Source organism: Aquirufa antheringensis, from assembly GCF_023921165.1.
In the GTDB taxonomy this organism is placed as follows: Bacteria; Bacteroidota; Bacteroidia; order Cytophagales; family Spirosomataceae; genus Aquirufa; species Aquirufa antheringensis.
The window spans coordinates 589,596-602,957 of record NZ_CP049835.1 but is presented as its reverse complement, the minus strand read 5'-3'; the positions used below and the strand labels follow the sequence as shown (position 1 = coordinate 602,957).

Annotated in this window: 9 protein-coding genes and 1 tRNA gene; 5 read left to right on the top strand and 5 right to left on the bottom strand. The window is 41.2% G+C overall.

The window, feature by feature from the left end; translation table 11 throughout:
* Positions 1-20: 20 nt before the first annotated feature.
* Both G9X63_RS02805 and G9X63_RS02800 read right to left on the bottom strand, forming a co-directional pair.
* Positions 21-2,726 carry a substrate-binding domain-containing protein gene (locus G9X63_RS02805; RefSeq protein WP_252624076.1) on the bottom strand — a complete coding sequence of 902 codons (2,706 nt, stop codon included), beginning with the start codon at positions 2,724-2,726 and terminating at the stop codon, positions 21-23.
* Positions 2,727-2,926: 200 nt separating this feature from the next.
* Positions 2,927-3,003: transfer RNA gene (locus G9X63_RS02800), tRNA-Asp, on the bottom strand.
* Positions 3,004-3,078: 75 nt separating this feature from the next.
* Between G9X63_RS02800 and G9X63_RS02795 the strand changes: the two genes are divergently transcribed.
* The 5 genes from G9X63_RS02795 (at position 3,079) to G9X63_RS02775 (ending at position 7,001) form a co-directional block, all read left to right on the top strand.
* Positions 3,079-3,606 carry a DinB family protein gene (locus G9X63_RS02795; protein ID WP_252624074.1) on the top strand — a complete coding sequence of 176 codons (528 nt, stop codon included), beginning with the start codon at positions 3,079-3,081 and terminating at the stop codon, positions 3,604-3,606.
* A gap of 8 nt (positions 3,607-3,614) precedes the next feature.
* Positions 3,615-4,388 carry a diaminopimelate epimerase gene (gene dapF, locus G9X63_RS02790; protein WP_252624072.1) on the top strand — a complete coding sequence of 258 codons (774 nt, stop codon included), beginning with the start codon at positions 3,615-3,617 and terminating at the stop codon, positions 4,386-4,388.
* A gap of 1 nt (position 4,389) precedes the next feature.
* Entirely contained in the window at positions 4,390-6,126 is a 1,737-nt protein-coding gene (locus tag G9X63_RS02785; protein ID WP_252624063.1) for a phospho-sugar mutase, read from the top strand.
* 246 nt (positions 6,127-6,372) lie between these two features.
* The gene (locus tag G9X63_RS02780) at positions 6,373-6,822 is read left to right on the top strand and encodes a PIN domain-containing protein (protein ID WP_252624062.1); all 450 of its coding nucleotides are present in this window, start codon (positions 6,373-6,375) and stop codon (positions 6,820-6,822) included.
* Complete coding sequence (locus tag G9X63_RS02775; RefSeq protein ID WP_252624061.1) at positions 6,819-7,001, top strand: hypothetical protein; 183 nt, start codon at positions 6,819-6,821, stop codon at positions 6,999-7,001. The genes G9X63_RS02780 and G9X63_RS02775 overlap by 4 nt, the downstream gene beginning before the upstream one ends.
* Positions 7,002-7,204: 203 nt before the next feature.
* Here G9X63_RS02775 and G9X63_RS02770 read toward each other — a convergent pair whose 3' ends face one another.
* The 3 genes from G9X63_RS02770 to secDF form a co-directional block, all read right to left on the bottom strand.
* Positions 7,205-8,797, bottom strand: coding sequence for a peptide chain release factor 3 (locus G9X63_RS02770; RefSeq protein WP_252624060.1), 1,593 nt, complete (start codon positions 8,795-8,797; stop codon positions 7,205-7,207).
* A 107-nt stretch (positions 8,798-8,904) separates the two neighbouring features.
* Complete coding sequence (locus G9X63_RS02765; RefSeq protein ID WP_130895091.1) at positions 8,905-10,353, bottom strand: amino acid permease; 1,449 nt, start codon at positions 10,351-10,353, stop codon at positions 8,905-8,907.
* Between the two features lie 68 nt (positions 10,354-10,421).
* Positions 10,422-13,352 (bottom strand): protein translocase subunit SecDF, encoded by a 2,931-nt coding sequence (secDF, locus tag G9X63_RS02760; RefSeq protein ID WP_252624058.1) that lies wholly within the window; start codon positions 13,350-13,352, stop codon positions 10,422-10,424.
* Positions 13,353-13,362 lie beyond the last annotated feature (10 nt).

Sequence of the window (13,362 nt, the reverse complement as noted above, 5' to 3'; positions counted from 1 at the left end):
AAATACCAAAATTGATACATTTAACTATTCCGCCAATCACTTGGCGTCTTATCTGTCTTTTGTTTGAAGAAGGTCGTAAAATAACTTGGGGTACTGAAGCCTAACTCGTAAGCAATCTCGGAAATGTTTTTTTCATGATCATTTAAGAGAATCTTTGCTTTTCGCAATTTATAATCAGCAATGTAATCCGCCACATTTCGGTTTGTCAAGGCTGATATTTTTCTAAATAACTGAACTCTGGACATTCCTAACTCTTGACTTAATTTCTCGACTGATAGTGAACTGTCTTGAATATTCTTTTCGATTAATGCTTCAAATTCAATTAAAAATCTTCTTTCTCCTTTCTGAACTTGATTGGGATGAATAACTTCAGTTGAGAATCTGCGTCTCATACGTTCTCGATTTTCAACCAAACCTTTCAATTTTTCCTCTAATAATTGCTGGTTGAACGGTTTTAAAATATAATCATCAGCCCCAGCTTTTGTCCCTTCAATTTGACTTTCAATTTGACTTTTAGCAGTCAATAAAATTACCGGAATGTGAGAGGTTCTGAAATCAGATTTTACCCTCTCTGTCAAAGCGAAGCCATCCATACCGGGCAACATCACATCACAAATAATCAAGTCAGGAATACAGGTTAAAATTTCTTGCCAACCATCTTCTGCGTTATCCGTAGCAACTACTGTATAGTTTTTTCCTAATTTTCGGGTTAGAAATTGGTTCAAATCATGATTGTCTTCAATCAAGATTATCGTATTCTCAAACGTGAGTTGCGTATTATTTTCTATCATCAGAGCACTATCCTCCTCAAATTCAGTGATATTCTTAGAAGAAACTATTACTGGATTTTCTAACAAAAGGGACTTTATCTCCATGATAGGAAGTACAATTCTGAAGGTGGTCCCTTTGCCTTTTTCTGAATTTATCGTGATTTCTCCCTTATGCAAGGCAACAAACTCTTGTGAAAGAGCCAAGCCTAAACCCGTTCCTAAAGAAATGTTTTTGTTTCCTCTGTAAAACAAATCAAAAGCATTAGCTTTTTCTTCGGGGGTCATACCGACCCCATTATCGGCAATGTTTATTTCAATTTTATCTATATTTCTTAAAATTGACACGTGAATCAAACCCCCATCTGGTGTGTATTTGAAAGCATTAGAAATGAGATTGAATAAGACCTTATCTAATTTTTCAGGATCAAATCCAAATTGAATCTCTTTAAAAGGACTAATAAATTGAAGATCAATCTGTTTTTGTTTTGCCTTTAAATTAAAATCTTGTACTATATCTTTGATGAAAGCAACTAAATCATTTTGCCCAATTTCCAATTCCATTTTCCCGGCATCCAACTTTCTCATCTCTAAAAATTGATCAACGAGGCGTAATAGGCGATAGGCATTTTTATTGATCAATTTTAGAGTTGATTGCATTTCCTTTAAGTCGGTACTTTTTCTTTGCAACAAATCCTCGGTCGGAGTAAGGATCAGGCTCAAAGGTGTTTTGAATTCATGTGAAATATAGGAGTAAAACCTCATTTTGTCTTCTGTTGCTTTTTTTGCTAAAAGAGACACTTTTTCTATTTCATTTTTTTGTTCGAGAATTGCCAAATTCTGCTCTTCTAAAATTCGATTAGACTGCTGTTTTTCATCTAAAAGAAAATATAGAAAAACCCCTAAAACAACCATAACCGTAAGCAAAGCAGTTATAAAATATAAAAGGTTTCCTTGGGTTGAGTAGGTTTTATTCAAATCATTAATTTTTAATGTTTCCCGCTCAATTTCAACTTGTTGTTCTTTTATTTTCTGGATTTGGGATAACATAATATTGACATTATCCGATGTTATCACATTTGTCAAAAGCTTCGTTTCTTTATTATAGGCCTGTTTATTTAGAATTTTAACAGCGGTTTGGATTACCTCAGCGCCACCCGTAGGATACAATAAAGTGGCATTTAATGTACCATTTTTAACCAATTGCATACCATTTATCACTGGAATTGCATCAATTCCAACAAAGAATAAGTCTTTTGCTTTCCCTAATTTTTGGGCCGTCCGATAGGCAGATAATGCTAAAAAATCAGTGTGCGCGAAAATAATATTCGTTTCAGGGTGATTTTTTAATATACCTGCTAATTTCTTATTTATGTCTAATTCGATATTTTTGACTTCGAGAGTCGCCACTTTATTCAGTTCGGGATAAAGGTTAATAGCCTCATTAAATCCACGATTTCTTTCGATGGCAGGTGAAGAGGTCATTTCCAATTCTAATTCAATGACATTCCCTCGACCTTTAAACTGACTAGCGATAAACTTGCCTGCCGTTTTTCCTATTTCATAGTTATCTGCTCCAATGAAAGCAGAATATTGTTCGGAATTAGTTTTTCGATCAACATAAATTACTGGAATCCCCGACTTATATATTTCATCGATAGCAGTGGAAAAGGACTTGGATTCGTTGGGAGAAATAATTAATAAGTCAATTTTTTGCTTATCAATTTCCTTAATCTGTTCTAATTGCTTTTTAGTGTCACTATACGATTCAATGATTTCAAACTTAATATCTGGATGAAATGCCAACTCCCTTCTCATTTCACTATTCATCACATTTCGCCAATCATCGTGACAGCATTGTAAAAAAACAATACGGTATTTGTATTCTTTTTTGAAGGAACATGAATTAGCAATCAGAATAATAAAAGCTAAAAGAAGCGAATTAATAAAAGTCTTCATTCAATAAAATTGGGGAATCCTTCCTAAATATACTTATGAAAAATAGACAAATACTATGAATAATGTTACAAAGTATATTTAATCAGGAGTCTTAAAGTGAAGGAATATTTACTTTAAATAAAAATAGAATTTATTTATGGCACCCGATTTAGCACCGGGCATAAAAAAAGTCCCTGAAAATCAGAGACTTAATTTGTAGTTGGCGGTCCGGACGGGACTCGAACCCGCGACCCCATGCGTGACAGGCATGTATTCTAACCAACTGAACTACCGGACCGTCTTGTAATTGGTGGCACAAAATTAGGGATTTTCTGCTTTGAAACAATACCTTTGGGTAAAAAAATAAGAAAATATGCATTTACCTGCTAGCTATGAATACCCGAATGCTCCGTATTTCGCTGAATATCTGAGTTTTGAGAAAGAAGAAAATTTATTCGAGGTATTGAAAAATCAGTCCAAAGAAATCATCGACTTGTATGATAATTTACCTAAAGGTCAAGCAGAGTTCGCCTATGCAGCAGGAAAGTGGAGCCTGAAAGGTTTATTAGGACATATGGTTGATACGGAAAGAATCTTTTCATACCGAGTTTTGGCCCTATCCAGAGGCGAAAAAACAGCCTTACCAGGATTTGACGAAAATGAATACCAGGCGGCATCAGAATACGAAACGCAGGAAGCGATGGATATTTTAGCACAATACAAGGCTACCCGTGTCGCGTCCTTAGTTTTATTGAACTCATTTTCCAGCAAGCAATGGAACCAAATGGGCCAGGCAAACGGTAAATCGATCAGTGCGCGAGCATTAGCTTGGATGATTGCTGGCCATGAAAAACACCACCTTAGGATAATTAAGGAGCGATATTTAAGCCAAATTTCTTAAATTGCCTTATGCATTTTTACAAATACCAAGGAACTGGAAATGATTTTGTGGTGGTCGATGACCGCGCTAAGACTTTTGGCCTAGATCAAGAGGCGATTGCGTTGCTTTGCCACCGCCGTTTTGGGATAGGGGCTGATGGCTTTATGCTCTTGCAAGAGGCTGAGGGCTATGATTTCCGAATGGTTTATTATAATTCCGATGGAACCGAGGGCACGATGTGTGGTAATGGTGGTCGCTGTTTAGTTCGCTTTGCGGCAGATTTAGGCATCGTGACCGAGAAAGCACACTTTATCGCGGTAGATGGACCCCATTTGGCCTATATTACACCAGAGACCATCGCCTTGCAAATGATGGATGTTCCGGGCATCGAGCAGCACAATGATGACTATTTTACGAATACGGGTTCGCCCCATTTCGTGCGTTTTACGAATCAGGTGCAGTTTTATGATGTCAAAAATACCGGTGCAGCGATCCGCTACTCCGAGGCATACCAGCCTATGAATGGGACGAATGCAAACTTCGTTGAAAAATTGGATGACCAAACGCTCTTCGTCCGCACCTACGAACGCGGCGTGGAAGATGAGACCTATTCGTGTGGTACGGGCGTGACGGCGGCGGCTTTAGTGGCCAAAACGTTTAAAAACGTACAAACTCCTATTAAAATCAAAACCCTAGGTGGTGAATTAGCGGTCAATTTCGACGGCGATGCTATCACCGGTTTTACCAATATTTTCTTGATCGGCCCAGCGAAACAAGTGTTCACTGGCACAATTTCCGCATAATATGACCTTAGATTCGACCACGCAACAAACAATTGACCAATGGCTTTCAGGCCCTTACGACGCTGAAACCAAGGCAACCATCCAAGATTTGATCGCGAAAGGCGACCAGACGACATTGACGGACTCATTCTACAAATCCCTGGAATTTGGGACAGGTGGAATGCGCGGCGAAATGGGCGTAGGCTCGAATCGAATGAACAAATACACGGTAGGCGCTGCCACACAAGGCTTTGCAAACTACTTGAATGCGTCTTTACCTGGCCAAAAAATCAAAGTTGCCATCGCGCACGATTCCCGCAATAATTCACCAGAATTCACGCGCATCGCTGCGGATATTTTCACCGCTAATGGCATCGAAGTCTACTTATTCCCGGCTTTGCGTCCCACACCACAGCTTTCCTTCACGGTGCGCCATTTAGGCTGCCAAGCAGGATTAGTAATCACGGCGTCGCACAACCCGAAAGAATACAACGGCTACAAGGCCTATTGGTCAGATGGATCACAGGTAGTAGCTCCACACGATAAGAACATCGTGAAAGAGGTGAACGCGATTACCAGCATTACCGACATTAAATTCGAAGGAAACGATGCCTTATTGCACCTGTTAGATGGCGCTATAGACGAAGCCTACTTACAAACTATTTTAGTTAACTGCCGCCAGCCGGAAGTGATCAAGCGCCAAAAAGACCTTAAAATCGTCTTCTCCCCTATTCACGGAACGGGGATTACGTTAGTTCCACCAGCTTTGGCCCTATTAGGATTCGAAGCGGTGACGGTCGTAGAAGAGCAAGCGATTCCGAACGGAAACTTCCCTACGGTGATTTATCCGAATCCGGAGGAGAAGGAAGCCTTGACTTTGGCATTAAATAAGGCCAAAGAAATCGATGCCGACCTCGTCATCGCCACAGACCCCGACGCAGACCGCGTAGGAGCCGCTGTGAAAAGCCCAGACGGCGAATGGGCCCTGTTAAACGGGAACCAAATGGCCAGCCTAATCCTGTATTACTTGTTAAAAGTATCGGATTTAAAGGGCAACGAGTTCGCCGCGAAAACCATCGTAACGACCGATTTAATCGACAAAATGTGCGCCTCTAAAGGCGTGCCTTGCTATAATACCTTAACCGGTTTCAAATACATCGCCCAAGTCATCCGCGAATTAGAAGGAAAAGAAAAGTTCCTGGGCGGCGGAGAAGAGTCCTACGGCTATTTAATCGGCGATGCTGTGCGTGATAAAGACGCGGTGGCCTCTTGCGCGATGATCGCAGAATTAACGGCTTACGCGAAAGATCAGGGCAAATCGCTCTTCGACTTCCTAGCTGAGATGTACGTAGAAAACAATTTCTACTACGAGGGCCTTATTTCATTGACCAAAAAAGGAAAAGCCGGCGCCGAGGAGATCAAACAAATGATGATCAACTTACGCTCGAACGTCCCAGCCACCGTGGCAGGTTCGAAGCCAGTTCGCGTTTTGGACTACGAAGGATTAGTTTCAACCGACTTATTGACAGGCGAAACAACACCTATCAAAGTAGGCTTAGGCATCGAGGCTTCTAACGTGATTCAATTAATCTTAGCGGACGGTTCCAAAGTATCCGCACGTCCATCGGGTACGGAACCTAAAATCAAGTTCTATGTTTCCGTGAATGCTCCTTTAGCTTCTGCGGCAGACTTCTTTACTGTGTATGCGGAATTGCAGAAGAAGGTGGGGGTTATTCAGGGGGATTTAGGGTTAGTGTAGGTAAGAGATTAGAGAGAATAGAGCATAGATTATAGAGTAGAGATGGTAGATTTTAAATCTATACTCTATTCTCTCTAATCTACAATCTAACAATCATCTCCGCAGGAGATTCGAACTTTATTCTTTGTGCTTTATGTTTTAACGGTTTCTATTTTATAATAAAATTGATATTTGAACTAGATTATCAGTTAAATCTATTCCCATCGATTAAAATTTGATTTCATTGCTGAACATTTAATTCCTCAAATGATTCAGCGATATTATTTTGACACTTCCGTATTTGGCGGTTTTTTTGATCCTGAATTTTCAAAAGAAACGATGCAAATTTTTGATCTCGTATTAGAAGGTGAAATTTTGTGCATCTACTCTAGTTTATGTGAACAAGAATTAATTCTAGCCCCTAGTCGAATAAGTAAATTAGTAGAAAAAATACCACTAGAATTCAAACAGAAAATTTTAGTAACTCCGGAATGCCTCGAATTAGCAGGTCATTATATTAAGCACAAAGTTGTGGGCTATACAAGTTTAGATGACTGCATTCATATCGCGACTGCTACAATAAACAATGTAGATGCACTCTTGAGCTGGAACTTTAAACATATTGTAAACTCAGATAGAATTACCGGCTATAATGACGTAAATTCAGCTTATGGTTACGTTAAAATTCCAATTAAATCCCCAAGGGAAATCTTATGAAAAAGGAATTACAAGTAAAGGAAGGATTTGATTCAGTGAAAACTTTTCGTCGTATTAAAACAAAAATCAGCCTTGAGATGAAAGATTTAACAACTGAGCAAATATTAGCAAGACTTGCTTTAGCCAGCAAGGAGTTTGAAATAAAATTGAAAGCACAAAGAATAAAGCACAAAGAATAATGGTGGAATCTCCTTCGGAGAGAGCTTCTTGCTGATGTTCAGCCCCTTTTTTATGTTTCAGAAAAATACATTTTATAAATCGTTGCGAAGCAACAACCTTCTTTATTCTTTGTGCTTTATGCTCTATGCTTTAATCTATACTCTCTACTCTACAATCTATAATCTAATAGCATAAAAAAAGGCCTCATATCTGAGGCCTTTTTTTATGCTAATTTAAACTCACTCGTAAAGTGGAATTCAATCTCCGGATTGTTCGTCTGATTCATGCGTAGAATCCAATCTGATTCGGCTAAGAAGACATAATTGCCGTCTTTGTCTTGGGCGATGTTTTGGCCCTTTAAGCGGACGAATTCTTGCAGCTTTTTGGGATCTTCTGAAGTGATCCAGCAGGCTTTTGTTACAGACATGCCGTCGAAGCGACACTTGGCGCCGTATTCGTGTTCTAGGCGGTATTGGATTACTTCATATTGAAGTTCACCTACCGTTCCTACGATTTTGCGGTTACCTAATTGGGGTTGCAAGAATAATTGGGCAACTCCCTCGTCGGTTAATTGGTCGATGCCTTTTTCGAGCTGTTTAGCTTTCATCGGATCGAGGTTAATCAACTCCTTAAAGATTTCTGGGGAGAAGGATGGAATGCCTTGGTAGTTCAATACTTCGCCTTCGGTGAGTGTATCGCCAATTTTGAAGTTACCTGTATCATAAAGACCTACTACGTCGCCTGGAAAACCTTCTTCGATGACCTCTTTGTCTTGAGCCATAAAGTTGTAGGGGTTCGCAAAACGAACATTCTTCTTTAAACGGATGTGTTGGTAAAAGGTATTGCGTTTAAAAGTACCGGAACAGATACGTAAGAAAGCGATTCTGTCGCGGTGTTTTGGGTCTAAGTTCGCGTGGATTTTGAAGATAAATCCAGTGAATTTCTTTTCCTCTGGTTCCACCGTACGTACATCCGTTCCACGCGCTTGCGTAGAAGGTGCGATGCGGGTAAACGTATCTAAAAGTTCTTGAACGCCGAAGTTATTCACAGCAGAGCCAAAGAACACAGGGGCGATATCACCTGACAGGTAATCATTGCGATCGAAGGGTTCGTAAACGCCGTCAATTAGCTCGACATCTTCGCGCAATTGATTCGCGTCACGTTCTCCCACGCGGGTGTCTAAATCAGCGGAATCGATGTCGACAGCGACGACTTCTTTTTCAATTTTGGTCTTATTCGCTGAGAACAAATTCAGCGATTTTTCCATGAGGTTGTATACGCCTTTGAAGTTTTGGCCCATATTAATCGGCCAAGTCAACGGGCGCACAGAGATGCCTAATTTTTGTTCTAATTCGTCCAAAAGATCGAACGGGTTTTGGCCTTCGCGGTCCATCTTATTAATGAAGATGATCACGGGAGTCTTGCGCATGCGGCAAACCTCCATCAGACGCTCCGTTTGTTCCTCCACACCCTTCACGCAGTCAATGACTAAGATCACGGAATCCACTGCCGTTAAGGTCCGGTAGGTGTCTTCTGCGAAGTCCTTGTGACCCGGCGTATCCAGGATATTGATTTTTAATTGATTGTACTCGAAGGTCATCACGGAAGTCGCGACCGAGATACCACGCTGACGTTCGATCTCCATAAAGTCAGACGTGGCGCCTTTCTTAATCTTGTTCGATTTTACGGCACCGGCTGTTTGGATCGCTCCCCCGAAGAGAAGCAATTTCTCCGTCAATGTGGTTTTACCAGCATCGGGGTGAGAAATAATCCCAAAGGTTCTACGTTTCGCAATTTCAGTTACTATCTGACTCATTCGTTCTTTATTAAAAAATCAAGGTGCAAAAATACGCCAAAAATGGGGGAATTAAAAGGGCAAAAAAAAGCCGGGGCTTTCGCCCCGGCTCCTTCTCTTTGAAAGAATTACTCTCTCGTATTCAATAATGATCTTGGTCTACCGTATAAGAAGTAAACCACTAATCCGAACAATAACCACGCAATTGCAAAGATTTGCGCTGTGCGGCCTAAGTTCAAGATTAAAAACGTGTTCACTAAGATCCCTAGTGGAGCAATGATATTTAAGCCAGACACTTTAAATGGACGGTCACGGTTTGGATCTCTGAAACGAAGAATCCATACTGCTAAACAAACCATCGTGAAGGCGAATAAAGTACCGAAGCTAGTCATATCACCTAATAAAGAAATCGGTGTAAAACCTGCCACTAAAGAAACCACCGCACCTACTAAGATCGTTGACTTATAAGGTGTTTTGAAAGTCGGGTGAACTTCTGCGAAGAATTTTGGCAATAAACCATCTTTCGCCATACCTAAGAACACACGTGTTTGACCTAACATCATCACCAACATAACGGATAATAAACCCGCTGTCGCTGCCGCTGTAATGATAAACACAGCCCAAGGTTGACCCGCTTGATCAAAAGCAAAAGCTACTGGAGCTTTCAAGGCATCGCCCGTGATATCTTTGTAATTCATCATCCCGGTTAACACTAATGAAACCGCGATATACAATACCGTACAAATCAATAAAGACGCGATAATAGCGAAAGGCATATCTTTCTTCGGGTTGATTGCCTCACCAGCTTGCGTAGAAACGGCATCAAAACCAATATAGGCAAAGAAGATCGCTGAAGCACCTGAGATGATACCACCCCAGCCATACGCAGGAAGCATTTCACCACTTTCGTGCTCTACTAAAGTCTCTTCTGGGATAAATGGAGTCCAGTTCGCTACATCGATGTAGAACGCTCCCATGATAATCACAAATAAGATCACAGCCACTTTCAAGACAACGATTAAGTTGTTCGCGCTAGCTGCTTCTTTAATCCCTTTAACAAGAATCCAAGTCACAAACCAAACGATGATTAAAGCTGGTAAATTCACCGCAGCTCCACCAAAAGTAACTGGGTCATTTGTTAAATTTTCAGGCAAATGTAGTCCAAAGAGATGGAGGAGTTTATTAAAGTATCCAGACCAACTCACGGCGACCGTCATCGCACCCATCGCATATTCGAGGATCAATCCCCAACCAATAATCCAAGCAAATAATTCACCTACCGTTCCGTAAGCATAGGCATAGGCGCTACCTTCTACCGGTAACATCGCCGCAAACTCTGCATAACAAAGTGCCGCGAAAATACAGCCAATCCCTGCAATCACGAATGATAAAGCTAAAGCAGGACCCGCGTGATAATGCGCTGCCGTTCCTGTTAATACGAAAACACCACCACCAATAATCGCACCGATACCGATAGCCGTTAAACTCCATTTCCCTAATACGCGCTTGAGCTCACTTTTTTGCATGTCTTGCTCAAACATGTGCATCGGTTTTTTTCTCCAAATACTGTTATTCATAATTCTAGTTTTTAGGATGAAATACAAAAAAAATGCTGGTCACCCTTTCGAGCAACCAGCAGAATAAATTATTTCTTTACTTTCTTCGAAGTTCCGAAGTCAATCACAATCGGTGCTGCCACGAAAATAGACGAATAAGCACCAAACACAACCCCGATAAACATCGCGAAAGAGAAACCTCTTAACACGTCGCCACCGAAGATCAACAATACCGTCACAACTAGGAATACCGTAGTCGCAGTCATCACTGTACGAGACATCGTGTGGTTAATTGATTCGTTGATCGTTTTGATCATCAATTCTTTGTTACCTAAGTCAGCATCTAAACCAATCTCCTCACGGATACGGTCAAATACTACCACGGTATCATTAATCGAATAACCAATCACCGTTAATACCGCCGCGATAAATACTTGGTCGATTTCTAATTCGAAGCCAAACAAACGAACGATACCTACCATGCCTAATACCACTAACGTATCGTGAACTAAGGCTACAATACCACCTAATGAATATTGCCATTTACGGAAACGGATCAAGATGTAGATAAAGATCGCGATCAAGGCGTAGAAGATTGACACGAATGATTGTGTCAAAATATCATCAGCTACGGTTGCTCCTACTTTGGAAGTAGAAACTACCTTAGGACCTTGAGCCGCAAATTCTTTCAATCCATTGTCTAATGCCGTACGAACCGTATTATTAGCGGTGATTGACTCATCTTCCACTAAGTAAGACGTCGTCACTTTTAATTTCGTAGGACCGTTAAAGGTTTTCACCTCCACACCTTTTCCACCAAAATCATCCGCTAATGCTTCTTTCACTTTGTCTGTCGGTACCGCTTGATTGAACTCAACTACGTATGAACGACCACCTTTGAAATCCACACCTAGGTTGAAACCACCTTGCATAAATAACACGATAGCACCTGCAGCGATTAAAGCCCAAGAGAACCAATACGAATACTTACGCTTTCCGATGAAATCGAAGTTCATTCCTTTGAAAAGATCACGCGAGATGAATGTTTCGAATGTCATTTCTTTCTCCTTACCTGCTTTGATCGCACGTTTCGCCATCCAATCCACTAAGATATGAGAGATATACACCGCTGTAAAGACAGACGTCACTAGACCGATACAAAGCGTTACTCCGAAACCTTTTACAGAACCGGAACCGAAAATAATTAAGATCACACCGATCAATACCGTCGTGATGTTACCATCTAAAATCGCACTTAACGCTTTCTCGTAACCAATGTTAATCGCATCTAACAAGCCTTTTCCTTTATGTAATTCCTCGCGGATACGCTCGTTGATCAATACGTTCGCATCGACCGCCATACCTAATGTTAACACGATACCTGCGATACCTGGAAGCGTTAAAGCTGCTTGGATTTGAACTAAAACACCTGCGATAAAGAAGACGTTAAACAACAAGGCTAAGTTTGCCATCCAACCTGGAGCACCATAGTAACCAATCATGAATACGATTACTAATAATAAACCTAAGCCCATAGACATATATCCTTGATTAATCGCCTCAGCACCTAAAGAGGGACCAATGAACGCATCTTCCACAATACGCGTAGGAGCTGGTAATTTACCTGCTTTCAAGACGTTCGCTAAATCTTTTGCCTCTTCTACTGTAAAGCTTCCTGAGATCGAAGAACGACCACCTGGAATTTCACCGTTAATGACTGGTGCAGAATATACATAACCATCTAAAACGATCGCAATACGACGTCCGATGTTCGCACCTGTCAAGTTTTTCCAAATACGAGCACCCGTTCCATTCATCGCCATCGTCACTTCCGCACGACCTGCTTGATCAAAATCTTGTGCTGCATCCGTGATCACATCACCCTCTAATGGAGCTGATTGACCTTCTGCTTTTTTCAAAGCCTCTAAAGAAAGGATCTCATCGCCATTCTTAGCTGGAATTCCTTTCGCTGCCCAAGCAAACGTTAAGTTCGCAGGGAACATCGCTTTCACTTCAGCGCGAGCGAACAAAGCGTTCACACGAGCTGTATCCTTAACATACACACCGATGTTGTTTCCTAAAGGCAAGAATAATTTCGTTAAAGCGGAACCTGCAGACGTATCTGCTTTTGCTTTTCCAGAATCCTTCGTCGCAGGAGCTGCTGCTAATTTGTTTGCCAAAGCATTAGCCGCCGTATCCTTCGTCGCCGGAGCCGCCGCTGGTGCAGTTGCTACTGGAGCTTTCGCTTCTCTATCTAATAAAGCACCTAACGCATTTAAGCCTCCGGCATATTCGTTCAATTCATAGCACTCTACGAATTCTAATTTCGCTGCACCTGATAATAATTTACGTGCACGCTCTGGATTCTCTACACCTGGTAATTCAACCTGGATACGGTTAGTACCTGGAAGACGTTGGATGTTCGGGTTAGCTACACCGAATTTATCGATACGCGCTTGGATGATCTTGTAAACGCGATCTACCGCACCGTCGATTTCTGCATCGATTACTTTCTGAACTTGTGAATCAGTTGAAGTAGATGAGATTTTACCGCGGTTCACTGAATTAGCGAATACGGATGCCAAAGTTTGGTTAGGAGCTGCCTTCGCGAATTCTTCGTAGAACAATTCGTTAAACGATTTCGTCGAAGTCGCTTGCGCCGCACCTGCCGCTGCTAAGGCTTTCTCGAATGCTGGATCGTTTGACTTACCTGATAACGCACGTAAGATTTCTGCTGGAGAAACCTCTAATACCGCGTGCAAACCACCTTCTAAGTCAAGACCTTTTTGTAAAGCATATTGAGTTACTTCTTGTAACGTATATCCGATATATACAGGTTGTTTCCAAAGGGAATCAATGAAATGTAAACGCTTCGCTGCATCTACTTTGCCATCTGCTGTCGTAGCATACTTGATAGCTTGTTCTTTTAATTGATTAGACTTCCACGTAAACGAAAGGAAGAAAATACATAAGGCTGAAATAATCGTAGACAGCCAAATAATGGCACTTTTGTAACGCATAACTTAAATG